Here is a 23884-nt window from a genome sequence, read left to right as displayed (position 1 = left end):
TGCATATATTTAAACAAAAATTTATTTAAATGTCTGAAGCCCTTATTGATTTTTATACCCCTAGTGAAAAAATGTATGTCGCCACAGATTGCTTGATCTTTGGATTTGATGATGGGCAGTTAAAATTATTGGTTTTCAAACGAAGGGTAGCGCCCAGGAAAGGAGAATGGTCTTTAATAGGGAGTTTTGTGAATCTTAATGAAGATGTGGATCAGGCCGCCAAAAGGGTTCTTGCCGAAATTACCGGGCTGGAAAACGTTTACATGGAACAACTCGGGGCATACGGGGCGGCAGCTCGGGATCCAGGGTATAGAACAATTTCCATTGCCCAGTATGCCCTGATAAGGATAAACGATTATGATAAACAGCTGGTGGAAAATCATGGAGCCCATTGGTTTGATATAAGAGAGGTGCCCGAACTTGTCTTGGATCATGATAAGATGCTGGCCGATGGGCTTGAGAAACTAAGAAGAAAAGCACGGTACCAACCCATTGGATTTGAACTTTTACCGGAAAAATTCACCATACCGCAGTTGCAGAAACTCTATGAGGTAATTTACCAGAAGGAACTCGATGGAAGGAATTTTCGTAAAAAGCTCCTTTCTCTAAATGTGTTGATTAAGCTGGATGAAAAAGACAAATCGTCTTCCCGTCGGGGTGCCTTTCTCTATAAGTTTGATCATAAAAACTATCAGAAATTACTCAAATCAGGATATAATTTTGAAATAACCTGAGAGTGTCGTGGTAGGTTTGAATCTAAAATTATTCTTAAAAAAATTAAGACTAATTCCTTTGTTAATTGCAATTTAATCGTAAAATTTACATTTATAGGAATTCAGAAAAAGAAAAGCGTTATGGGCAACAAATATTCAAGGCGTGATGCACTTAAAACAATGGTTATCGGTTCCGGGGCACTTAGCATAGGTGGAGTGGTTTCATCTTTTGCAGCTATAAATATGATCGACAACCACCATGAAGGAAAAACAGGCCGGGAGATAAATCATTCCGTCTGTCGATGGTGTTTTCAGGATATTCCCCTCAATGAATTCGCCCAGCAATGTGCAGCTTTAGGGATAGTGGCCATAGATCTTTTGAAGCCTACCGAATGGGATACGGTAGAAAAGCATGGTCTTGTGTGTTCTATGGCTACCGATGATTTTGCAGATATAGAAAATGGCTTTAATGCTCCTGAAAATCACCAGGCCCTTCAGGATAATTACAGGGATCTTATCGATAAAGCTGCAAACCATAAGATAAAAAATGTAATAGTGTTTTCCGGAAATCGCCGGGGAATGGATGAGGAAACCGGAATACAAAATTGTGTCAAAGGTCTCAAGCCTTTGCTCGAATACGCAGAGCAAAAAAATGTAAACCTGGTCATGGAACTGCTCAATAGCAAGGTGGATCACCCGGATTATATGTGCGATAATACAAAATGGGGGGTGGCCCTAGCCCAAGCCCTGGATAAGCCTAACTTTAAACTGCTTTATGATATTTATCATATGCAGGTAATGGAAGGTGATATCATTGCCACAATAAAAGAACATCACCAGCATATTGGCCACTACCATACGGCAGGTGTTCCAGGACGAAACGAAATCAATGATAGCCAGGAACTAAATTATCCGGCTATTATGAAGGCAATTTTGGAGACCGGTTATGATGGTTTTGTTGCTCAAGAATTTATTCCAACCTACGACAATAAAATAGCGGCTCTTAAAGAAGCTATTGAAATTTGTGATGTCTAAGAAGCTCGATGAAATGAATTTTAAATTGGCAGTTTTCACTGTAAAGCCTATTTCTCCAGGAGGGGTGAATAGCATACTTTACGGTCTGGATTAGAGAGCGCCTGAAAGATAAACAGGGCGTAGGTATTGCAATAGCTTAAAGAATACCAAGTGCATTAAAAACAAAAAGGTCTTTTAGATATTCTTTTCTAAAAGACCTTTTTTAATCTAATCCTACAAGAGTTGTCTATCCACATTTGGAAGAACCGCAGTCCTGACAGGTCAAACAGCCTTCCTGATACATAAGATTAGATGAACCACAATTGCTGCATTTCTGTTTTTGAGCCATGGTACCATCGGCGATATAACGCTTCAGGGCTCGTGCTACCCCATTTTTCCAGGTATTAATAGATTCGCTATCCAGTTGCAGGCTATTGATAAGATCTACGACTTTCTCGATAGACATACCATGACGAAGGGTACTTGAAATAAGTTTTGCGTAGTTCCAGTATTCCGGATTAAACTTATGGGATAAGCCCTCAATGGTGGTCTTATATCCCCGTTTGTTCTGGTACTGGAAATCGTATCTCGAACTTCCGTCTTCATTTCTGTTTTTGATGATCAGGCCTTCGTTGACCCAGCGTGGAATAAGAATCCCATCTTCGTCATCGGAGAAACCGGTAAAGATCTCGTAGGGTCTATCGTCAATAAGTCCTATAAAAGCGATCCATTTGTCTTTGTTGTTCTGAAATCTTACCACATCGGCAGTAAGGACTTCCGGTCTGGTGGTTGGAAAAGGAGAGTTACTCTTTGTTTCTTCTTCTTGTTTTTTATCCTCATTGGATAAAAGCACTCCGCTTCGAGAACCGTCGCGATAAACCGTTACTCCTTTACAGCCGGCCTGCCAGGCTTCAAGATAAAGTTGTCCAACCAGTTCTTCAGTAGCATCATTAGGAAGGTTGATGGTTACACTGATGGAGTGGTCCACCCATTTTTGCACTGCACCTTGCATGCGCACTTTACTCAACCAGTCCACATCATTGGAAGTGGCCTGGTAATATGGTGAGGCCTTGACCAGTTCGTCCAGTTCGGTCTGGGTGTAAGGACGGTCTATATCATGACCTTTTATTCTCATCCATTCTTTAAAGCGATGATGAAAAACAACATATTCTTCCCAGGAATCACCGACTTCATCCACAAAGTCCACCCTGCTATCCTTGTCGTTTGGATTGACCTTTCGCCTGCGTTTGTAAACAGGTAAAAATACCGGTTCTATTCCGGAAGTAGTCTGAGTCATCAGGCTTGTGGTTCCTGTGGGTGCAATGGTAAGTAAGGCGATATTTCTACGGCCGTATTCCAGCATATCATAATAAAGTTTTTCATCGGCATCTTTAAGACGAAGAATAAATGGATTGTTCTTTTCCCTTTCCGAGTCGAAAATTCCGAAAGGCCCGCGTTCTTTTGCTGCATAAACCGATGCGCGATAGGCTTCAAGAGCAATGGTTTTATGTATCTCTGTGGAGAAGGCAATACCATCTTCACTACCGTACTTAATTCCCAATCCAGCCAGCATATCACCTTCTGCTGTGATACCAATTCCAGTTCTTCTACCTTCGTTGGCTTTTTTCTGGATATTCAACCATAAATCACGTTCAACACCTTTAATTTCAAGACCTTCCGGATCGGCATCGATCTTTTCAATGATCTTGTCTATTTTTTCCAGTTCAAGATCGATGATGTCATCCATAATTCGCTGCGCTGCGGCAATATGTTTTTTGAATAACTCGAAATTAAAACTTGCTTTTTCGGTAAAAGGGTCTTCTACGTAAGAATAAAGGTTGATGGCCAAAAGTCTGCAGGAATCATAAGGACAAAGTGGAATTTCACCACATGGATTTGTAGACACTGTTTTGTAACCCAGGTCGGCATAACAATCCGGCACTGATTCATTTATGATGGTGTCCCAAAAAAGGATTCCTGGTTCGGCCGATTTCCAGGCATTGTGAATAATTTTTTTCCAAAGTTTACCTGCTTCAATTTCCCTGGTGTTTTTGGGATTCTCACTGAAGATCGGGTATTTCTGAACGTAATTTTTGTCGTCCTTTACCGCACGCATGAATTCATCATCAATACGAACAGAAACATTGGCACCTGTAACTTTTCCCTGCTCCATTTTGGCATTGATAAAATCTTCAGAATCAGGGTGGTTAATAGAAACAGAAAGCATAAGGGCACCTCGTCTACCATCCTGGGCGACCTCACGCGTTGAATTGGAATAGCGTTCCATAAAAGGAACGATCCCGGTAGAAGTAAGGGCTGAATTTTTTACCGCAGAACCTTTTGGGCGTATATGAGAAAGGTCATGACCCACACCACCGCGGCGTTTCATCAGCTGCACCTGTTCCTGATCTATTTTCATAACCCCACCATAGGAATCGGAATTTCCTTCATTGCCTATCACAAAGCAGTTGGAAAGCGAGGCGATCTGGTATGGATTGCCAATTCCTGCCATCGGGCTTCCCTGTGGAACGATGTATTTGAAGTCCTTGATCAAATCAAAAACCTCGTCTTCGCTCATCGGATTAGGGTAGCGTTTTTCTACTCGGGCAATCTCTTTAGCAATACGGCGATGCATATCGTTAGGAGTAAGTTCGTAAATATTGCCTTGAGAATCTTTCAGGGCATATTTATTTACCCATACCCGGGCAGCTAAATCATCTCCTTTAAAATACTCCAGGGAAGCCTTATAGGCTTCATCCTGACCGTAAGTTTTAGGAGGGGCGGTAGTTGTTGGCGCGCTCATATTCTATTTAAATTTTCAGGTTAGTAATCCAGTTCTTGAAAAACTGTTTTGTAAATATAGATAAACCTAAACAACATTTTACATCTTAAAAATAAAAAGTTATCAAAAACAAATTGTTAATAGGCTAAAAATCAGTAATTTAAAAATTTATTAACAGTTAAAAGTTTACAAATTTTGAAAAAAAGCTAATTTAAGTTTGGTGAGAAATAAGCGCCTGAAACTTAAGGCAAAAAAAGAGGCCGACTAAAAATTAGCCGGCCTTCTTTGAATTAACACCTATGAAAATTCAAAATAGATTCTTATTTTGAAACAGACCAAATGGCGTATCCATTTGCAGGAGCTTCCAGATTGACTGTTCCGCTTTCATCGGAGGTAGGGGTGTATGTTGAGTCACCATTATAATCTATAAGGGTAACATTCTTCCAATTTGTTTGAACATTTCGGCGTTTGATATTATCGCCGGTGCTAATATAAAGAATTAATCCGGGGTTTTCATTATCTCCACTTTTTTTCATGAGGTATTTATCTTTATCTACATGTAGATTTTCAGTGGCCTTCAGAGTCAGGCTATTATGAATTTTAATTAATTGCCGATTTCCCGGCTTAAAATTATCATTTTCATAATCTAAATAAAAAATAGTGGGATATCCTGGATGTGTTAAAATAAAAACATAAGTCTTTCATTTTATTTTCTACCGAAATATTACTGTCCTCATTGCTAATTTTCTCCGCATCATGATTAGCAGTAAAACTCACCGCTTTATCCGGATGGGTTTTCCATAGCAAATCATTGTACTAAATAAGTAAGATCCCTGTGACGATCAAAGGCTTCATCCAGTTTATAAAAAGTGGCAAAATCAAATACTCTACCCTAAGGATCCTCAAGGTAACTGGTCAGGTTTGATTCATTTCCATCTCAAAACTCCGCAACTGAAAACCCGCCAGCTTTTCATCCAGCTTTACCACTCAGGGTTCGAATGCCATAACATAATTTATAACCAGCCTTTTACCTAGTGATGTCCAGGGTTCCTTTCTTTAAAAAACGAAGGATTCTTATTATTTAACTGGTGATTTTGGAAAATATTCGTGAATTAATACTGGAAAAATACTGGAGGTATTTCCTGGGGGCAGGTTAAATTGAGGTATCTATCATTTTCCTCTAGCTGAGTTATGATGCAGTATCATATTGTCGATGAATTCAAAATCGAGATCAGTCGATTTGGCTATTAGATTTTCCAGTGAAGCTTCAATCCTAATTAGATAGAAATAGGGTAGGGGTCGTTTTTTCAAAATTAAAATAATCTGAAGGTTCAATTTCCATTCTTTAGGATTTTATAGACTATCAATACGATTTCTTCCGTTGTAGTTGTATCTTCACCTAGCACATCAATAGGGGGCTCATTCATCTTCGAAATTCTTTAGTTGCATCAACCTTAGAAAGAGAATATGATCTCCTTTATCCGAGTTATATAATTAAGGTAATCCCTTATTAACCGAAGAAACTGATTGTGTAGTAGGGGCAGCAATTACTACGTGCTTTAGCGTTGATTTTCATTATTTGTTTTTTTGTGTTAGCTAGGTATTAATCTTATATTTTAACTTCCTACGGTTAAAAGTAAATAAATTTCGATGCCTTTATCCTAATTATCCTCTAAACAATCATTCGAAAACGTTTTCGTGTTGAAAACTTTTTTAGTTTAAGGGATTGCCTCTAAAGATTGTGATATTTTTACCCTACAATTGTGTTACGCTTATTGATTTATTAATTTCTTTTTTAAAATTATGCGCCCTAAACTAACCTTAAAGCAAATTGCACGAGAGTTGGATGTTTCCATTTCTACCGTTTCAAAGGCTCTTAAAAACAGCCCTGAAATCGGGGAGGACACCAAACAGAAAATAAAAGCCTTTGCAAAACTTTATAATTACAAACCCAACAACATTGCCTTAAGCCTTAAAAACCGAAAGACCAAGACCATTGGGATTATCATTCCTGAGATCGTGCATTATTTTTTTACGACAGTGATCAGCGGAGTCGAGAAGGTAGCCAATGAAAAAGGTTATAATGTAATTGTTTGTCTTTCCAATAATTCCTTTGACAGAGAGGTCCTTAACCTTGATCTTTTGGCCAACGGTAGTACCGATGGTTTTATCCTTTCCCTGGCCAAGGAAACCATGCAACGGGAGGATTACCATCACCTTACCGAGGTGATAAACCAGGGGATGCCCTTGGTGCTTTTTGACAGGGTAGCCGAGCAGGTTCATTGCGATAAGGTTATTATTGATGATATCATTGGTGCTAAAAAAGCGGTCGACCATCTAATCGCTTCGGGTTGTAAAAAGGTTGGGATTCTTACTACGGTTGATTATGTCAGTGTAGGTAAACTGAGAACTAAAGGGTATATCGAAGCTCTTGAGGAGAATGCTTATCCTGTAGATGAAGACCTTATCCTAAAGATAGAAGATATGGAAAACAGCCAAAAGGAAATTAGCGAGTTTCTTAGGACAAGAGACGTGGATGGCGTTTTCGCTGTAAATGAGCAGTTCGCGGTTTCTGCAATAGGGGCCTTACGACGCCAGGGAAGAAATGTGCCTGAGGATGTTTCGGTTGTTGGATTTACAGATGGGGAACTTTCCAAGAACTTCATCCCAAGCCTGACCACAGTTAGCCAACACGGGAGTAGGATGGGGGCAGAAGCAGCACAGCTACTGATCGATAAACTGGAAAGAAAACCAGATGAGGTAGAGTTCTATAAAACTGTAATTGTAGAAACCAGTCTGGTTTGCAGGGAATCTACAAAAACGGATAAAGAGGATTGCTTTTAAAATTTCATTATATTTGTCCCAGTTTCAAATAATCAGAACTTATATTTTACTTCCTACCTTAATAAGTTTTGATAAGTCATAGCGCTTATCGTAACACATTTAAACTTACGATATGCAGAAACGAAGTTTGAGTTTTTGGGAGATCTGGAACATGAGTTTTGGATTCCTGGGAATACAACTGGGTTTTGCTCTACAGAATGCCAACGCGAGTAGAATCTTACAAATTTTTGGTGCCGATGTCCATGAACTCTCGTGGTTCTGGCTGGTTGCGCCTATCACCGGACTGGTTGTCCAACCCATCATTGGATATTATAGTGACAGGACGTGGACCAAACTTGGCCGCCGTCGTCCTTTTTTCCTTACAGGAGCTATTCTTGCAGCGGCTGGTCTAATTTTAATGCCCAATGCCGATATGTTCATAGCGATTTTGCCTTCTCTGTGGATAGGAGCAGGTATGCTATTTGTGATGGACGCTTCCTTTAATATTGCTATGGAACCTTTTAGAGCCCTGGTGGCAGATAATCTGCCTTCAGACCAACGTACCCTTGGTTTTAGCGTACAAACAGTTTTAATCGGAATCGGTGCTGTAATCGGTTCCTGGCTGCCCTATGTGCTGGCTAATTGGTTTGATATAAGTAACCGTACCATAGCCGGGGAGGTTCCTTTAAACCTGCTTCTTTCTTTTGTGATCGGAGCAGCGATACTGGTCACAAGTATTCTGGTCACTGTCCTGACTACTAAAGAATACGCTCCTGAGGAGCTTGAAAAAATGGATGGTCACAAGGAAGAAGAGCTGTCTGAAGATGCAAAAAAATCAAGCTTGTGGGATATTTTCACAGATTTTAAAAATATGCCTTTTACCATGCGGCAGCTAGCCTGGGTCCAGTTTTTTTCCTGGTTTGGCTTATTCGGAATGTGGGTGTTTTCCACCCCGGCAATTGCGCATCATATTTACGACTTACCCCTGAGCGACAATAGCAGTGAGACCTATCAGGATGCCGGTGACTGGGTAGGAGTCCTGTTTGGAGTTTACAACGGCGTATCGGCTGTTTTTGCATTCTTTTTGCCTGCTATAGCCCTTAAGATCGGTAGAAAAAGCACCCATATGGTGTCTCTTATTATAGGAGGCCTTGGTTTATTATCCATATATATCGCACCGGACCAATATTGGTTGCTACTTTCTATGGTAGGTATAGGGATTGGTTGGGCGAGTATTCTGGCTATGCCTTATGCGATTCTTGCCGGTTCGATCCCGCCAAGAAAAATGGGCGTTTATATGGGGATATTCAATTTCTTTATCGTGATACCTCAAATTATCAATGCCCTTATTGGGGGACCGATGGTGAAATACCTATACGGAGGAAATCCTATCTACGCCCTTGTAACCAGTGGTGTAGCCTTCCTTATAGCCGCTTTGCTTACCATACGAATCTATGATGTGGATGAACCCGTTGAAGTAAAATAATAAATTATGAACATGAAGAAGAGAAAAGGAGTGATTTTCGATCTTGACGGAGTCATAGTGGACACGGCTAAATTCCATTTCCTGGCCTGGAGGAAACTGGCCAACGACCTGGGCTTCGATTTCACCCAGGAACAAAACGAGCAACTCAAAGGAGTAAGTCGTGTAAATTCCCTAAAGAAAATATTGAGATGGGGTGGTAGAGCCCTTTCCGAAGAAGAATTCCAGCGCCAAATGGACCTAAAGAACGAAAATTACTTGTCTTATGTTAATGAAATGGATAAGTCGGAAATCTTACCGGGAGTCTCAAAAATACTGGATTATCTTAATGAAAATGATATCCCCTTTGCCTTGGGTTCTGCCAGTAAGAATGCCCGTAATATCTTAGAGAAAATGGATTTGCTGGAAAGCTTTGATGCTATTGTTGATGGTACCGATGTGACCAGGGCCAAACCCGATCCCGAAGTCTTTTTGATCGCTGCTGAAAAATTGAAAATAAAGCCTGAAGACAGTGTTGTTTTTGAGGATGCAGTAGCGGGGATCTTGGCGGCCAACCGCGCTAAGATGATCAGTATTGGAATAGGCGATAGCCTGACTTTAGGGCAGGCCGATTATGTATTTTCCGATTTTACCGAAATAGAAGAAGAATTTTTAGAACAATTACTTAGAAAATAAGAGACAAATGAATCAGGATTATATACAACCAGATAAGTGGTCCATCCTTGAAGAAGGTTTCGATGTCGATCGCGTAAAATCATCGGAAAGCCTGTTCAGCTTGGGAAATGGGGCGATGGGCCAGCGTGCCAATTTCGAAGAAAAGTATTCGGGACCAAGTTTCCAGGGAAGCTATATTGGCGGGATATATTATCCCGATAAAACAAAGGTGGGCTGGTGGAAAAACGGTTATCCGGAATATTTTGCAAAAGTGCTCAATGCGCCAAATTGGATAGGCATCAATGTATTTGTTAACGGCCAGGCCCTGGATCTTTTTACCTGTAAAGAAGTAAAGGGCTTTAAGCGTGAGCTGAATATGAAAGAGGGTTATCATCGACGCAGTTTTGTGGCCGTTCTTCCCAATGACATGGAAATTTCTGTTCAGGCCACCAGGTTTTTATCTATAGTAGAGGATGAACTGGGGGCCATCGATTTTCAGGTCGAAGTCTTAAATGGTGAGGCTAGCCTCTGTTTTGAACCCTATCTCGATGGCGGGATCACCAATACCGACGCCAACTGGGAGGAGCGTTTCTGGAAAACCCTGGATGTAAATACTCAGGGAGAACAGGGTTTTGTCATTTCCAAAACACTAAAAACTGAATTCCATGTGGGGAGTTTTATGCAGTCAGAAGTTTTGGTTGATGGAGAAAAGAAGGACCTGGAAGTCAAAGAAACCAAGACCGAGGATAAGTTAACATTCTCCTATACTCTTGATGTGGAAAAGGGCCAGAAAGTAAGTCTTCGAAAATATGCCGGTTATGTGACCGATATGAACCACAAGAGGAGCCAACTAATAGCTGCGGCACAAAAGCTTTTGGAAAGGGCAATGGTATGCGGTTTTGAAAAACTCCTTGAGCAGCAAAAGGAAGCCTGGGCCGGGATTTGGGAAATGGCAGATATTACCATAACCGGGGATGTTAAAGCTCAACAGGGAATACGATTTAATATCTTTCAGCTTAACCAGACTTATCTAGGGAAAGATGAAAGACTGAACATAGGACCTAAAGGCTTCACGGGAGAAAAATACGGCGGAAGTACCTATTGGGATACCGAAGCCTACTGCATCCCTTTTTATATGGCCACTAAAGACCAGAAGGTAGCAAGGAACCTGCTGACCTATCGCTATAATCACCTCGAAAAGGCGATTGAAAATGCCAAAAAATTAGGTTTTAAGAAAGGTGCTGCCCTTTACCCCATGGTGACAATGAATGGGGAGGAAAGTCATAATGAATGGGAAATCACCTTTGAGGAGATCCACCGAAATGGTGCTATGGTTTATGCTATATATAATTACGTTCGTTTTACCGGGGATTTTGAATACATTCCTGAAAAAGGCCTGGAAGTGATGATCGCCATTGCCAGATTCTGGCACCAAAGAGCCAACTTCAGCAGTGAAAAGAATAAATATGTCATTTTGGGGGTCACCGGACCCAATGAATATGAAAACAATGTAAATAATAACTGGTATACCAACTACCTTGCTAAGTGGTGCCTGGAATACACCATGGAAATGATCGAAAAGGTGAAGCAGGGTTATGAAGAGGATTATGAGCGGATCATGGGTCATACCAGCCTCACCGATGGAGAGTTGATTGCCTGGAACGAAGTCGCCGATGAGATGTATTTTCCCTTTTCCGAGAAAGATGGGGTTTTTCTTCAACAGGACGGTTTTCTGGATAAGGAGATAAAACCGGTAGAGAAACTCGCCAGAAATCAAAGACCTATTAATCAAAAATGGAGTTGGGACCGTATTCTTCGCTCCTGTTATATAAAACAGGCCGATGTGCTCCAGGGCTTTTATTTCTTTGAAGATCACTTCAGCCGGGAAGAGCTAGAAAAACATTTTGATTTTTATGAGCCCCTTACCGTTCACGAATCCTCCTTGTCTCCGTGTGTGCACAGCATTCAGGCTGCGGTATTGGGAAGGATGGAACAGGCCTATGAATTTTACCTGAGAACTTCCCGACTGGATCTGGATGATTACAATAATGAAGTGGAACAAGGTTGTCACATTACCAGTATGGCCGGAACCTGGATGAGTATTGTAGAAGGTTTTGGAGGCATGCGGGTGAGGGATGATCAGCTTGAATTTTCCCCAAAAATTCCTGAACAGTGGCAGGAGTATTCCTTTAAAGTTAATTTTAGAGACCAGATCCTAAAGGTTACTGTAAACCTTGATAAGACGAGCTTTTTCCTTGAGGGAGACAATGCAATTGAGATTAAAGTTGATGGTGAACCAGTGGAGATTAAACCCAATGAGGAGAAGATCATGTAATATCTATTCTGTCAGGAAAGTTGAGACACTCAAATTATTCCTGGATGAAAAATATTAGGGCAGTTGCCTTACCTAAGTTATACTTTTGGCATCAAAAGTTTTTTGAAAACCTCATAATATAATCCGGTGAAAATGGTAAAGGTAATATCTTAATGCAATGTAGATAAAAGCCATTTTCCCGCTGACAAGGCAATCCAATGGAAAAACCCTCTGGAATTAACCTCAGAAACTATGCTAGCATTTCCTTTATGCCTCTTATTTATAGTGGACAGGAATATGATATGGATAAAAGACTTCGTTTTTTTGAAAAGGATACCATCTCGAAAGAAAATGGTCACGTATGGACACTCCTTAAGAAGTTAGGAAAGCTTAAGAATGAAAATGTTACTCTGCATGGTGCAAAAAAGGCAGCCTTTTATAAGGCCCTGGAAACTTCCGAGAAGGAGAAAATCATGGCTTTCAAACGCGAATAAAAAGGACAGGAGGTTGTCTATCTCGCCAATTTTAGTGATGCTCCGATTAGTTTTACTCTCGAACTAAATGGGGCTTATACAAATTATTTAACAGGAAAAAGGCGGGAATTTAAAGAAAATGATAATCTGGAATATCAAGCCTGGAACTATGAGGTATTAGTAAAAAACTAAAAAAACTCCTAAATTATTAAAAACAGCCCGCTTCCGAGGGCTGTTTTTCTTAGTTATTAACCGAAAACGATTTAGTTTTTGTGAAAATTAGGTTATATTGACTAATTAAAATAGCTTTGGGCTAATGGTGAAAAATATTAATAATATAGCAGTTTTGACTTCCGGGGGAGATGCACCCGGAATGAATGCCGCAATAAGAGCCGTTGTGAGGGCTTGTTCTTATTACAATCTGGATTGTACGGGTATCTACCGTGGCTATCAGGGTCTCATTGAAGGGGATTTTGAAAAGCTTGACGCAAGATCCGTAAGAAATGTAATTAATAAAGGCGGTACTTTCCTTAAATCTACCCGTTCCATGGAATTCAAAACCAAGGAAGGCCGGGCCAAAGCATATGAAAACCTTAAAAAAGCGAATGTTGATGCACTTGTAGTCATCGGGGGAGATGGAACCTTTACCGGAGGACTTTTATTTAATCAGGAGTTCGATTTTCCGGTAGTTGGAATTCCGGCGACCATCGATAACGATATCAGTGGTACCGATTACACCCTTGGTTACGATACAGCTTTAAATACCGTGGTGGAAGCCATAGATAAAATTAGGGATACGGCCAGCTCGCATAACAGGTTATTTCTAGTGGAGGTTATGGGCCGCGATGCCGGTGATATTGCTTTGAACAGCGGAATTGGGGCAGGTGCGGAAGAAATTCTTATCCCTGAAGAAGATGATGGAATCCAGCTGATGATGGAATCCCTGGAAAAAAGTAAAAAATCCGGGAAGACCTCAAGCATTATCGTGGTAGCAGAAGGAGAGAAAAGCGGAAAAACAATTTTTGAACTCGCCGAACATATAGGCGAGAAATATGAAGAGTACGACATCAGGGTTTCCGTACTGGGGCATATACAGCGTGGAGGTTCTCCAAGTTGTTTTGACCGGGTGCTGGCAAGTAAACTTGGGGTCGGGGCAGTAGAAGCACTTACCGATGGTAAATCCAATATTATGATTGGCGTGCACCATCAGAAGGTGGTTCATGTATTACTGGAAAAAGCGCTTAAAGAGGAGCGTAAGTTAGACAAAGAATTAAGAAGGGTGGCAAACATCACTTCAGTGTAAAATTTAAAATTTAAAATTATGAGTACTAAAATTGGAATTAATGGTTTTGGTCGTATTGGGCGAATAGCCTTTAGAATTGCGGCTGAAAATAAAGATGTTGAGGTTGTTGCAATCAATGATCTACTTGATGTGGATCACCTGGCATACCTGCTTAAATATGATTCTGTTCACGGAAAATTCAAAGGTGATGTTGATGTGAAAGACGGGAATCTTATCGTCAATGGGAACAGCGTTCGTGTAACGGCAGAAAAAAATCCAGAAGATCTTAAATGGGGTGATGTGGATGTAGATGTGGTATTGGAATGTACCGGAATCTTTACCGGGAAGGATCAGGCACAATCACATATTAATGCCGGAGCTAAAAAAGTAGTGATCTCAGCGCCTTCTAAAGATGCACCAATGTTCGTAATGGGGGTTAATCATAAAGATGTGAAAGCCGATGATAATATCGTTTCAAACGCCTCCTGTACCACCAACTGTCTGGCTCCGCTGGCCAAGGTGATCGATGATGAGTTTGGAATCGTTGAAGGATTAATGACTACTGTTCATGCGACTACTGCTACGCAGCTTACCGTTGATGGTCCCTCTAAAAAGGATTTCAGAGGTGGCCGTAGTGCGTTACTGAATATCATTCCTGCTTCAACCGGAGCTGCCAAGGCCGTTGGAAAAGTAATTCCTAAATTGGACGGTAAGCTTACGGGAATGGCCTTTAGAGTTCCCACTGCAGATGTTTCCGCAGTAGACCTTACCGTACGTACTGACAAATCTGTTTCTTACGATCAGGTAAAAGCTGCTTTCAAAAAAGCCGCTGAAGGAGATTACAAAGGAGTGATTTCTTATACTGAAGAAGCCGTTGTGTCTCAAGATTTTGTCTCTGAAGCCCACACCTGTAATTTTGATGCAGGAGCCGGAATTGCATTAAACGATAATTTCTTTAAATTAGTGGCCTGGTATGATAACGAATATGGTTATTCTGCCTCAATAATTAAACTGGCGATGCACGTTGCATCATTATAATATTCAAATGAAAAAAGCCTGAAGGAAGATTGGAACTGTAAGATTTATTAAATCTGCAGCCGTTTTCGTCAGGCTTTTTTTTAAACCACACTAAGACAATGATTTTATTAGCAGACGGTGGCTCAACAAAATGTGATTGGATTTTACTTAACGCCCAAGGAGAACAGGTTTTAAAAACCAGGACCAAAGGGCTTAACCCAGCGGTATTTCCTGAGTTGGTTCTTGAACAGCGAATTGAAGAAAATGCAGATTTACGTGAAGTAAAAGATAAGGTAGAAAGGATACACTTTTTTGGTGCAGGCTGCGGGACTGATACCCCCCGTAAACTTTTGGAAGATATCTTTCATAACTTTTTTACCAATGCCGACGAAGTGATCGTGAAAGAAGATATCGTAGCTGCTGTATATGCAGCCACTACAGAACCCGGTATAGTTTGTATCCTGGGCACAGGTTCTAATTCCTGTTTTTACGATGGAAAGGAAATTCACCAGGTTGTTCATTCCCTGGGGTATATTCTAATGGACGAGGCCAGTGGTAATTATTTCGGGAAAAGGCTTATTCGGGATTATTATTACAAAAGAATGCCCCCGGAATTAGTGTCTATTTTCGAGGAAAAATACGACCTTCGGTCAGACGAGATTAAGAAAAACCTTTACCGTAGAGACAATCCAAATACTTATCTCGCAAACTTTGCGGAATTCATCTTTACCAATGAGCGAAACGGATATTTCTATAAACTGGTTCACGAAGGCATTACCGATTTTATGCATTCCAGGGTGCTTTCCTATAAACAGGCTCAAAATGTACCGGTACATTTTATAGGGAGTATTGCTTATTTTAGCGAAGATATAATTCGTGCTGTGGCTCAGCCCTATGGTATCGAGATCGGGAATATCGTCAGAAGACCTATTGATGGTCTTATTGGCTACTATAGGGAGAACGTATTAAATGTTTAACACGCCTTTTATTCTTTGATTCTTTCCAAGATCAATACCACTGCACAGGACTTCAGATGATGTCCTTGATAGGTAAGTCCACCAGGTATTTTTGTAGATTTAAAATTAGGCCCGCCGATGGGATTCCTTCTTAGGGCCTTTCTTAACCAAAGACAACTTTCCAGAGGATTAACAGAGAAGTAGCGCTTGTCAGTTTCAATAAATCAAGTGCTTTTTTTCCAGGGATCCTATTACTCATTAAGAAATTCCAGGTCATTCCCGTAAATGCTGGTAATCTGAAATCAAATTTATCAGACCCTGGGGATCCCGGCTGCAAGAAGCAATGCCGTTGTTCTTGCGACATTGAGAATCCTGCCGAGAATATTTCCATGCCTTAATCTGGCCCGACAAAAAGGGTTGGGACCGCCATTAAGGCTATGGCTTAAGTAATTTCCTATTCCAAGGCGCTTTCAGGTGGTGCTTTAAAACATGGCAATTCCAACCTTATTCAAATTCATAGCCATAAATCAGTGGAAATTTTCAAAAGGTTTATTTATAAACTTTTATCTTTACTAGTTCACAATCTAAAAACCGATGAAACGAATTATCCTGCTGCTTTTAATTATAATGTCCGCCTGTAAAAATAACGAGAACCCTCAATCGGCTTCTGGAAAGCAGGCTGATAGTGTTAAAGAGACCGATATCAGCGATACTTTACTAAGTGAAAGTATTGACCTGGATCTAGAACAGGCCAATAAACTGGCTGAGCTCCCTTTGAATTGTATCGGAACTGAATACCCTAATAAACTGGGACAAACCCTTGAAAACAAGGAAGCCATAGGGGAGCCTCACCAGTTACATCCGGCCTTCTATGGCTGTTTCGACTGGCATTCCTCGGTACACGGGCATTGGTCACTGGTAAGTCTGCTTAAACAGTTTCCAAAACTTGAAAAGCGTAAGGAAATCAGAGAATTACTACAAGAGAGTCTTTCCCGGGAGAATATTCAGGGAGAATTGGAGTATTTCACAAGAGCTGAAAGTGATTCTTATGAACGCACCTATGGTTGGGCCTGGTTGCTCAAATTATCACAGGAACTAAAGACCTGGGAGGATCCCCTGGCCGTAGAACTTGATCAAAATCTCCAGCCTCTGACCAATCTCATTGTGCAGCGCTATGAGGAATTTCTACCCAAACTCAATTACCCCATCAGGGTTGGAGAACACGAAAATACCGCATTTGGGCTTTCTTACGCCTGGGATTATGCCATTGTTGCCGAGAATGAAAAATTCCAAGAGCTTATTTCAAAGCGGGCGAGGGATTTTTACCTCAGTGATGACCAGTGTCCCATAACCTGGGAACCCAGTGGTTTCGATTTTCTTTCTCCCTGTTTGGAAGAGGTCAATATTATGCGCCGTGTTTTACCCAAAAATGCCTTTATGATGTGGTTGGATGATTTTATGCCTAATCTTAAAGAGGAAAGCTTTGATATAGAAGTAGGCGAGGTTTCCGATCGTAGCGATGGAAAACTAGTGCATCTCGATGGCCTTAATTTTAGTCGCGCCTGGGTTTTCTATGGCCTGGCCAATCAATATCCTGAAGAATTCGGGCACTTAAAAAAGCTTGCCGATAGCCATGTGGCTTATTCTTTTCCCAATCTGGTAGGGGATAGTTATGAAGGAGGACACTGGTTAGGTAGCTTTGCTATATATGCCCTCAATGAATCCCGTCAGGGCCAGTGAAAAGTTTTTTAAAAAACCTAGGACCTGGTATCCTGGTCTCAGCAGCATTTATCGGTCCGGGAACCGTTACGGTTTGTACCCTGGCTGGAGTGGAGTTTGGGTATAGCCTGTTATGGGCCCTTTTACTCTCGGTTATTTCCTGTATTATATTGCAGGAAATGTCTGCCCGTTTAGGAGTGGTATCGCAAAAAGGACTCAGTGAAGTGATTCGACTGGAAATTAAAAATCCAATTTTGAAAACCCTTGCTATCATTCTGATCTTTTCAGCTATTGTAGTGGGTAATGCCGCCTATGAAGCTGGTAATATAACCGGTGCTGTGCTGGGAAGTCAAGCCTTATTTGGAAAAGCAAGTTTGCAGCTGGGTGATTTCGAGCTTAATCTATGGAGCCTGATCATCGGTTTAATCGCTTTCCTTTTGCTATTCTCAGGAAGCTACAAAACCCTTGAGAAAGTATTTATAGGCCTCGTTTTGCTAATGAGTTTCAGTTTTGTCCTTACGGCCATTCTTACTAAACCCAATTTCTTCGAGGTCCTCAAAGGTTTCATTCCAGTGACCAATGCCGCAGGTTTGCTTACAGTTATGGCTATTGTGGGTACTACGGTGGTTCCCTATAATTTGTTTCTACATGCTTCCCTGGTAGGTGAAAAATGGAAGGATGCCAGCTTTCTGCCTACAGCCAGAAAAGAACTGGTAGTTTCGATCCTACTGGGAGGCACCGTGTCAATGGCGATCCTTATTTCGGCTGCTTCAGCCGGAATCACCGATGTAAATTCAGCGGCCGATATGGCTGTAAGCCTGGAGCCGCTTTTCGGTAAATTCGCCACCTGGTTTATGGCCCTTGGGTTATTGGCGGCCGGAATCACTTCTTCGATTACAGCGCCCCTGGCGGCAGCTTATGTGGTGCAGGGTTCTCTGGGATGGAAAGAAGGAATGGCTTCTCCAAAATTCAAAATGGTATGGACAATAGTGCTGATCCTTGGTGTTTTGTTCTCGTCTTTGCAGATCAATCCCATCGAGATTATTCGTTTTGCTCAAATAGCCAATGGAATTTTATTGCCTGTCATCGCAATTTTCTTATTTTGGGTAGTGAATAAACATGCTGTACTGGGGCATTATCGCAACAGTATTTGGCAAAATATTTTGGGGGTTCTGGTAATCGCACTGTCCTTATTTTTAGGCGTTAAAGCCATAATAAGTGTGATCGGTAATTCCTGAACCTTATTGATAAAACCTTGACTTGTGAAAGAAATTCATATTAACTGCGATCTGGGAGAAGGCGGTAATAACGATGAGCAGTTAATGCCGCTTATTTCGGCCTGTAATATCGCTTGTGGTGGCCACGCCGGCACCCTGGAGACAATGCAACAAACCATAGCTCTGGCACGTAGGTATGATGTTGAAATAGGGGCGCATCCTTCCTATCCCGATAAAAAGAATTTCGGCAGAAAAACAATGGAAATTACAGGGGGTGATTTACAAGGTTCGATAATAGTCCAGATCTCAAGACTTAAAGAGATAGCTGAAGCCAATGGCGGAAAACTAAGCCATATTAAACCTCATGGGGCGCTTTATAACGAGGCTGCGAAAAATGAAAATATCGCTCAGATCATAATTGATTCGGTGTTGGAATTTGATCTAAGGATTCCTCTTTTTGTTCCTGAACATTCGGTGATTTCTGATATGGCAAAGGGAAAAATCCCAATGATTTTTGAGGCCTTTGCAGATAGAAATTACAATGAAAATTACAGCCTTGTTTCCCGGTCAAAACCCCATGCCCTTATCACTGAAAAAGAAAAGGTTTTTGAGCATCTTTTTACCATGGTTTCCCAGGGAAAAATCCGTTGCGAAAACGGCAGGGAAATCAATACTCAGGCAAACACTTTTTGCCTGCATAGCGACACCCCAAATTCCATGGAAATTCTTAAATATCTCCATGGGAGGCTGGCAGAAGAAAACATAAAAATTAAAAACACCTAATGGCTGAATTTCCAAAAATATCTGTGATGGGGGAACGGGCAGTTTTGGTTCAATTTGAGCCTGAAATCGATGAAAACCTGCTCGAGAAATTACTTTTCTATAAAAATAAGCTGGAAGAACTTTATGATGAAGTAAAGGTTGAAGTAATTAACACATATAACTCGTTATTAATTAATTATATGTTTGCTATAGAAGATGTCTATGGAGAGGTTTCGGCTTTAAAACGCCTCTTTGATGAGGCTAAGATAACAAAATTAACCAACAGGAGGATTTTTCATTTGCCTGTGTGTTATGATAGGGAATTTGGATGGGATCTTGAGGAAATTTCCAGACAGAAGGAGCTGACGGAATCACAGGTTATCGAGCTTCATACCGCCCCGCTTTATACGGTTTATTTTATAGGTTTTTTACCTGGTTTTTTATACCTGGGAGGTTTGGATGAAAACCTTCATATTTCACGAAAAAAACAACCGCGATTAAAGATTGAAAAAGGCGCTGTGGGTATAGGGGAAAATCAGACGGGAATCTACCCGAAATCCAGTCCTGGCGGCTGGCAAATATTAGGGAATTGTCCGGTGAATTTTTTTGATAAAAACTCCAATCCCCCTTGTGAGATTTCCCCGGGGGATAAGGTGAGATTTTATTCGGTTTCAAAGGAAGAATTCAATGCGATTTCCCAAAGGGTTTCCCAGGGTAAATTTCAGCTTAAAAAAGAAAACTATGAAAGCTGATATCGAAGTTTTACAGCCGGGTTTGTTTTCCAGTATTCAGGATTTTGGCCGGAGAGGATTTCAGAAATACGGGGTTCCTTTTTCCGGAGCTATGGATGCCCTGGCATTAAAAACTGCAAACCTCATTTTGCGGAACAAAGCCGATGCAGCTGTTTTGGAAATTACCCAGTTGGGCCCAAGACTTAAATTCCCGGCCTCTACCAAGATCGCTATCAGCGGAGCTTATCTAAGTCCCAAACTCAATGATCAGGCTATAGCCAATAATCAGGTTATAAAAGTCCAGAAGGAAGACATTCTCAGTTTTGGAAGACCCGTAAAGGGTTTTCGGGCATATTTGGCTATCGCCGGGGGTTTCCAGACCGAAAAAGTTTTGGATAGCCGTAGTTGGTATGAAGGGATTACAGCATTTAACAAATTAGAGAAAGGACAAGGTTTACCTTATAATGCGGTCGGAGGAGAAATAAAACAAACTCTGGCTTCCCTTAAATTCGATGCTTCTTATCTGGATGCCTCCCAGCTGGATGTTTATCCAGGACCTGAATTTGAGCGTCTTCCAAAAGAAATTATATACCACCTCCGGCATACTTCATTGCCTGTTAGCAAGTATAATAACCGTATGGCGGTTCAGTTAGAGAACAAACTGGAAAACCAGTTGAAACCGATTATCACCGGACCGGTCTTACCAGGTACCGTGCAACTCACCCCGGCAGGAAATCTCATTATTTTAATGAGAGATTGCCAGACCACGGGAGGTTATCCCAGAATACTTCAGCTAAAGGAGCATTCTCTCAATATCCTTGCCCAAAAGATGACAGGAGAGAAGGTGACTTTTAATTGGAGCTACTGAAAATCATTATAACCGGCGGGCTTAACAATATTATTTACTTTTTTTCATTGCTTGTATTAGAAAGGGGATTTTTCCCCTTGTAGAGGAATACCTTCTCAGCTACATTTGTATCAGTCATTTTAGTTAGCTAAAGTGTTTTGGGGCAAAAAAGTGTCGTTAAGGTGGGAGACTAATTGGTAGGGTAGTTAGTTTTCCGAAAAACCGAGACGGCACTTTTTTATTTTTTGACAGTGTGTACCTTCAATGCTACCGCTGATTTTAAACAGGCACAAGGAGATTTAATATTTCGGAAGTGGAATATGTCTATTGGTGCAGAGTTATTCATTAAACAATTTAAATTTTTGAACGAGCTTTTTGAATTCAATATTGAAAATAAAATCTATGTAAGCCTTTTAATGGAATTTTTAGCTGCTTTTTCTGGCAGTATGTTCCTGTTACTAAATCCCAATGTGGCGCGAAATAAAAGATTGTTTGTATATTTTCTCTGGTCAGTCTTTCTCATAGATACTTTTGGCGGCTATTCCTTATGGGCGTATTTTGACAATTATCAATCAGCGCCGTTTCTGAAGGATTCTTCATTTTCAAGAAATACCTGGTATTTTAATCTAGCACAGATATACTTTATCTCGTGTTATGCCTATTTTATTCAGTCGGAAATTCTAAATGCTAAACTAAAATCCTTAATCAGGATTGTTACTGGATTATACCTGCTGTATGCTGCTAGTTTAATCCTTCTGGGCAGTGATATTTTTACGGCTTATAACCTGCCCATCCTGTTGGTGGGTGCCATTTGGATTTTGATAAGTATAGGGGGCTATTTATATGATTTGCTTACCAGTGATAAGATCCTACATTTTAATAAAAACATGTTTTTCTATGTTTTTACTGCAATTTTGATTCACTTTTTAATCGTTCAGCCTCTGAATATCTATTCGGTTTATTTTTCAAAATCCAATCCGGATTTTATTAACCTTTTTGCTTTTGTTTTGAGGTATGCCAATATTTTTCTTTACGGCATGTATATCATTGGATTTATGGTGCTGATCTTTAATAAAACAAGAGAGCAAAGTATTGAATCCAAGCATACAGGATAAAGTCAACCAGGTTGGGTTGTTCCTGCAGAAAGAGTTGTTTACGTCAAAAACTTTATATAGATTTAACTTAACAAAATTTTAAGGAAACTAGCTAAAACCAACAAAATGGAAACACCAAAAAAATGCATTAGCGTCGAAGATGCACGCAAGGAACAAGACGAATGGGTGCGAACCCGCGGGAGAGAAATACAAAGGGGACAGGGTTATGAAGATACCCGTGAATTCTGGTATAGCCTGGATGAATTACAGGAATATCTTGATTATGTGCGGGAGAAATCCAAAGAACAGGGGGTTGAGAAACCGGGTATTCGTTTTTATTTAGGTGCTTATCCTAAAACCAAGAACGAAAAAGGCTATACCACCATGTTTTTAGCCCCTACCAAAGAGGCCGGGGGAGATCAGGAAAGTACCCAGGAGGATTCCGATCCCAATAATTATGAAATAGAACCCATGAATATGACCCACGGTGGTTATCCTCCAACCAATTATTAATGCAGGACCTAAGATTTCTAGTACTTTTACTCGAAGGCTTTGCCGCTATTTCAGGGCTTTATTATTACCAAAAGAAACCGACCAGTAAATCAGTCGGTTTCTTTTCATATTTTCTGTTGCTGACCTTTTTTGTAGAAGTTTTAGCTTTAATTCCTACAATTATCTACTGGAATGAGCCCTTACATTTCCTTAAAGGCACTTTTTTATACAGTAATTTCTGGCTCTATAATCCCTATTCGATTATCAGCTTTGTCGTATATGTCCTTTATTTTAAATCGAACATATCTAATGTGGGCGCAGGCAAACTTATTGAAAGAATACTGATGGTTTATGTCGTGGTCTGTATTGTCAACTTAATTTTTTCAGATGTGTTTTTTCAAAGCCATTCTTCGCTAACTTACGTAGGAGGAAGTTTTTTGCTTCTAGGAGTTATTTTCTATTATTATTTTGAAATTTTATTGAGCTCCAGGATTCTTAGCATTAAAAGAGAGATTAGTTTTTATATTTCGATTATAACGCTATTATATTTTTTAACCACAACCCCTATTTTTATCTACTACAGGTATTTTACCAACAAAAGTCCTGAATTCATAGAACTTAGTAGTATAGTTTTAATCGCAATGAATATCTTTATGTACAGCTCCTACAGCAGTGTTTTTTTATGGCTGGCCAACAAAGAGAAGTCTTACCCAAAGAATTTCAAGAATGCTTTCTAAAGAAGAACTCTTACTCATCGTCTATTTTATCGTTGTTATTCTTTTACTTACGGCCTTTGTGATCGTGTTTTTTGTGGTGTATCAAAGACGAAAGAATAAGATGCTACAGGAACAGTTTGAAACCCAGCAACGTTTTGAACGGGAAATAGCCAGTTCCCGTATCGAAATGCAGGAACAAACCTTAAAGGATGTGGGCTGGGAGTTGCACGATAATATTGGTCAGCTCCTTTCGGTGGCCAACATGCAACTCAATATATTCGCCAAAACTCAACCTGAATCCGGGAAAACCTCAATCCAGGAAATCAAAGAAACCGTGGCCAGTTCCCTTCAGGAGGTGCGATCGCTTTCGAAATCATTGAATAATCAGGTTATTGGCTATGCCGGGTTGATTCCTTCTGTTGAAAATGAACTCGCAAGATTTCAGCGAATGGGTGTAATTGAAACCCATCTGGAGGTTTCCGGGGAAAAACAGGAGATTCCGCAGCAACACAGCATTATCTTATTTAGAATACTCCAGGAGTTCTTTTCCAATGTTATCAAGCATGCACAGGCCTCAAAGTTAGAGGTTCATATAGCTTATGAGCCGAAAGAGATAAGGATTAGAGCCTGTGATAACGGTAAGGGCTTTGATAAGGACCATATCGCCAGAAATTCCGGGCTTTTTAATATGGAGAGCAGGGCATTACTGGTTAACACTAAGTTTTCGCTGGATTCTTCGATAGGTACGGGAACTTGCTTATCTTTAGCCTATCCAACAAAGGGGCAAAAATAATT

General features: G+C 40.6%; 21 protein-coding genes. 19 read left to right on the top strand and 2 right to left on the bottom strand.

Annotation, left to right across the window (positions count from 1 at the left end):
* The first annotated feature begins 29 nt into the window (after nt 1-29).
* Both ACW6NC_RS09165 and ACW6NC_RS09160 read left to right on the top strand, forming a co-directional pair.
* A complete protein-coding gene (locus tag ACW6NC_RS09165; protein WP_457865422.1) occupies nt 30-734 on the top strand; it encodes an NUDIX hydrolase in 705 nt (234 codons plus the stop codon).
* A gap of 120 nt (nt 735-854) precedes the next feature.
* Entirely contained in the window at nt 855-1748 is an 894-nt protein-coding gene (locus ACW6NC_RS09160) for a hydroxypyruvate isomerase family protein (RefSeq protein ID WP_457865420.1), read from the top strand.
* A gap of 226 nt (nt 1749-1974) precedes the next feature.
* Here the strand turns inward: ACW6NC_RS09160 and ACW6NC_RS09155 are convergent, their stop codons facing one another.
* Nucleotides 1975-4530 (bottom strand): adenosylcobalamin-dependent ribonucleoside-diphosphate reductase, encoded by a 2556-nt coding sequence (locus ACW6NC_RS09155; protein WP_457865418.1) that lies wholly within the window; start codon nt 4528-4530, stop codon nt 1975-1977.
* A gap of 299 nt (nt 4531-4829) precedes the next feature.
* On the bottom strand, nt 4830-5045 hold the full coding sequence (locus ACW6NC_RS09150; protein ID WP_457865417.1) for an alpha-amylase domain-containing protein: 216 nt from the start codon (nt 5043-5045) through the stop codon (nt 4830-4832).
* Nucleotides 5046-6312: 1267 nt separating this feature from the next.
* Between ACW6NC_RS09150 and ACW6NC_RS09145 the strand changes: the two genes are divergently transcribed.
* From ACW6NC_RS09145 to ACW6NC_RS09065, 17 genes are all read left to right on the top strand, one after another.
* Nucleotides 6313-7353 (top strand): LacI family DNA-binding transcriptional regulator, encoded by a 1041-nt coding sequence (locus ACW6NC_RS09145; RefSeq protein WP_457865416.1) that lies wholly within the window; start codon nt 6313-6315, stop codon nt 7351-7353.
* Nucleotides 7354-7465: 112 nt separating this feature from the next.
* On the top strand, nt 7466-8818 hold the full coding sequence (locus ACW6NC_RS09140; RefSeq protein WP_457865415.1) for an MFS transporter: 1353 nt from the start codon (nt 7466-7468) through the stop codon (nt 8816-8818).
* A gap of 12 nt (nt 8819-8830) precedes the next feature.
* Nucleotides 8831-9490: a beta-phosphoglucomutase gene (gene pgmB, locus ACW6NC_RS09135; protein WP_457865515.1), complete on the top strand. Its 660-nt coding sequence runs from the start codon at nt 8831-8833 to the stop codon at nt 9488-9490.
* A 7-nt stretch (nt 9491-9497) separates the two neighbouring features.
* Entirely contained in the window at nt 9498-11804 is a 2307-nt protein-coding gene (locus ACW6NC_RS09130; RefSeq protein WP_457865414.1) for a glycoside hydrolase family 65 protein, read from the top strand.
* A gap of 197 nt (nt 11805-12001) precedes the next feature.
* On the top strand, nt 12002-12277 hold the full coding sequence (locus ACW6NC_RS09125) for a hypothetical protein (RefSeq protein WP_457865412.1): 276 nt from the start codon (nt 12002-12004) through the stop codon (nt 12275-12277).
* A gap of 295 nt (nt 12278-12572) precedes the next feature.
* Nucleotides 12573-13559 carry a 6-phosphofructokinase gene (gene pfkA, locus ACW6NC_RS09120; protein WP_457865410.1) on the top strand — a complete coding sequence of 329 codons (987 nt, stop codon included), beginning with the start codon at nt 12573-12575 and terminating at the stop codon, nt 13557-13559.
* An 18-nt stretch (nt 13560-13577) separates the two neighbouring features.
* Complete coding sequence (gap, locus tag ACW6NC_RS09115) at nt 13578-14576, top strand: type I glyceraldehyde-3-phosphate dehydrogenase (protein ID WP_457865409.1); 999 nt, start codon at nt 13578-13580, stop codon at nt 14574-14576.
* Nucleotides 14577-14674: 98 nt separating this feature from the next.
* Complete coding sequence (locus ACW6NC_RS09110) at nt 14675-15532, top strand: BadF/BadG/BcrA/BcrD ATPase family protein (RefSeq protein WP_457865407.1); 858 nt, start codon at nt 14675-14677, stop codon at nt 15530-15532.
* 573 nt (nt 15533-16105) lie between these two features.
* A complete protein-coding gene (locus ACW6NC_RS09105) occupies nt 16106-17251 on the top strand; it encodes a DUF2891 domain-containing protein (RefSeq protein ID WP_457865406.1) in 1146 nt (381 codons plus the stop codon).
* On the top strand, nt 17248-18468 hold the full coding sequence (locus ACW6NC_RS09100) for an Nramp family divalent metal transporter (RefSeq protein ID WP_457865404.1): 1221 nt from the start codon (nt 17248-17250) through the stop codon (nt 18466-18468). The genes ACW6NC_RS09105 and ACW6NC_RS09100 overlap by 4 nt, the downstream gene beginning before the upstream one ends.
* Before the next feature lie 24 nt (nt 18469-18492).
* Complete coding sequence (gene pxpA / locus ACW6NC_RS09095) at nt 18493-19230, top strand: 5-oxoprolinase subunit PxpA (protein WP_457865402.1); 738 nt, start codon at nt 18493-18495, stop codon at nt 19228-19230.
* On the top strand, nt 19230-19961 hold the full coding sequence (gene pxpB, locus ACW6NC_RS09090; protein WP_457865401.1) for a 5-oxoprolinase subunit PxpB: 732 nt from the start codon (nt 19230-19232) through the stop codon (nt 19959-19961). Before pxpA ends, pxpB begins: the two co-directional genes overlap by 1 nt.
* Entirely contained in the window at nt 19951-20808 is an 858-nt protein-coding gene (locus ACW6NC_RS09085; RefSeq protein WP_457865399.1) for a 5-oxoprolinase subunit C family protein, read from the top strand. Before pxpB ends, ACW6NC_RS09085 begins: the two co-directional genes overlap by 11 nt.
* 341 nt (nt 20809-21149) lie before the next feature.
* Entirely contained in the window at nt 21150-21902 is a 753-nt protein-coding gene (locus tag ACW6NC_RS09080) for a hypothetical protein (protein WP_457865398.1), read from the top strand.
* A gap of 105 nt (nt 21903-22007) precedes the next feature.
* On the top strand, nt 22008-22394 hold the full coding sequence (locus tag ACW6NC_RS09075) for a hypothetical protein (RefSeq protein ID WP_457865396.1): 387 nt from the start codon (nt 22008-22010) through the stop codon (nt 22392-22394).
* Entirely contained in the window at nt 22394-23110 is a 717-nt protein-coding gene (locus ACW6NC_RS09070) for a hypothetical protein (RefSeq protein WP_457865395.1), read from the top strand. The genes ACW6NC_RS09075 and ACW6NC_RS09070 overlap by 1 nt, the downstream gene beginning before the upstream one ends.
* On the top strand, nt 23100-23882 hold the full coding sequence (locus ACW6NC_RS09065) for a sensor histidine kinase (protein WP_457865394.1): 783 nt from the start codon (nt 23100-23102) through the stop codon (nt 23880-23882). The genes ACW6NC_RS09070 and ACW6NC_RS09065 overlap by 11 nt, the downstream gene beginning before the upstream one ends.
* Nucleotides 23883-23884 lie beyond the last annotated feature (2 nt).

The organism is Salegentibacter profundi, assembly GCF_054121475.1.
Note: the sequence above shows the minus strand (reverse complement) of the source record. Positions and strands in the feature narration are given on the sequence as shown.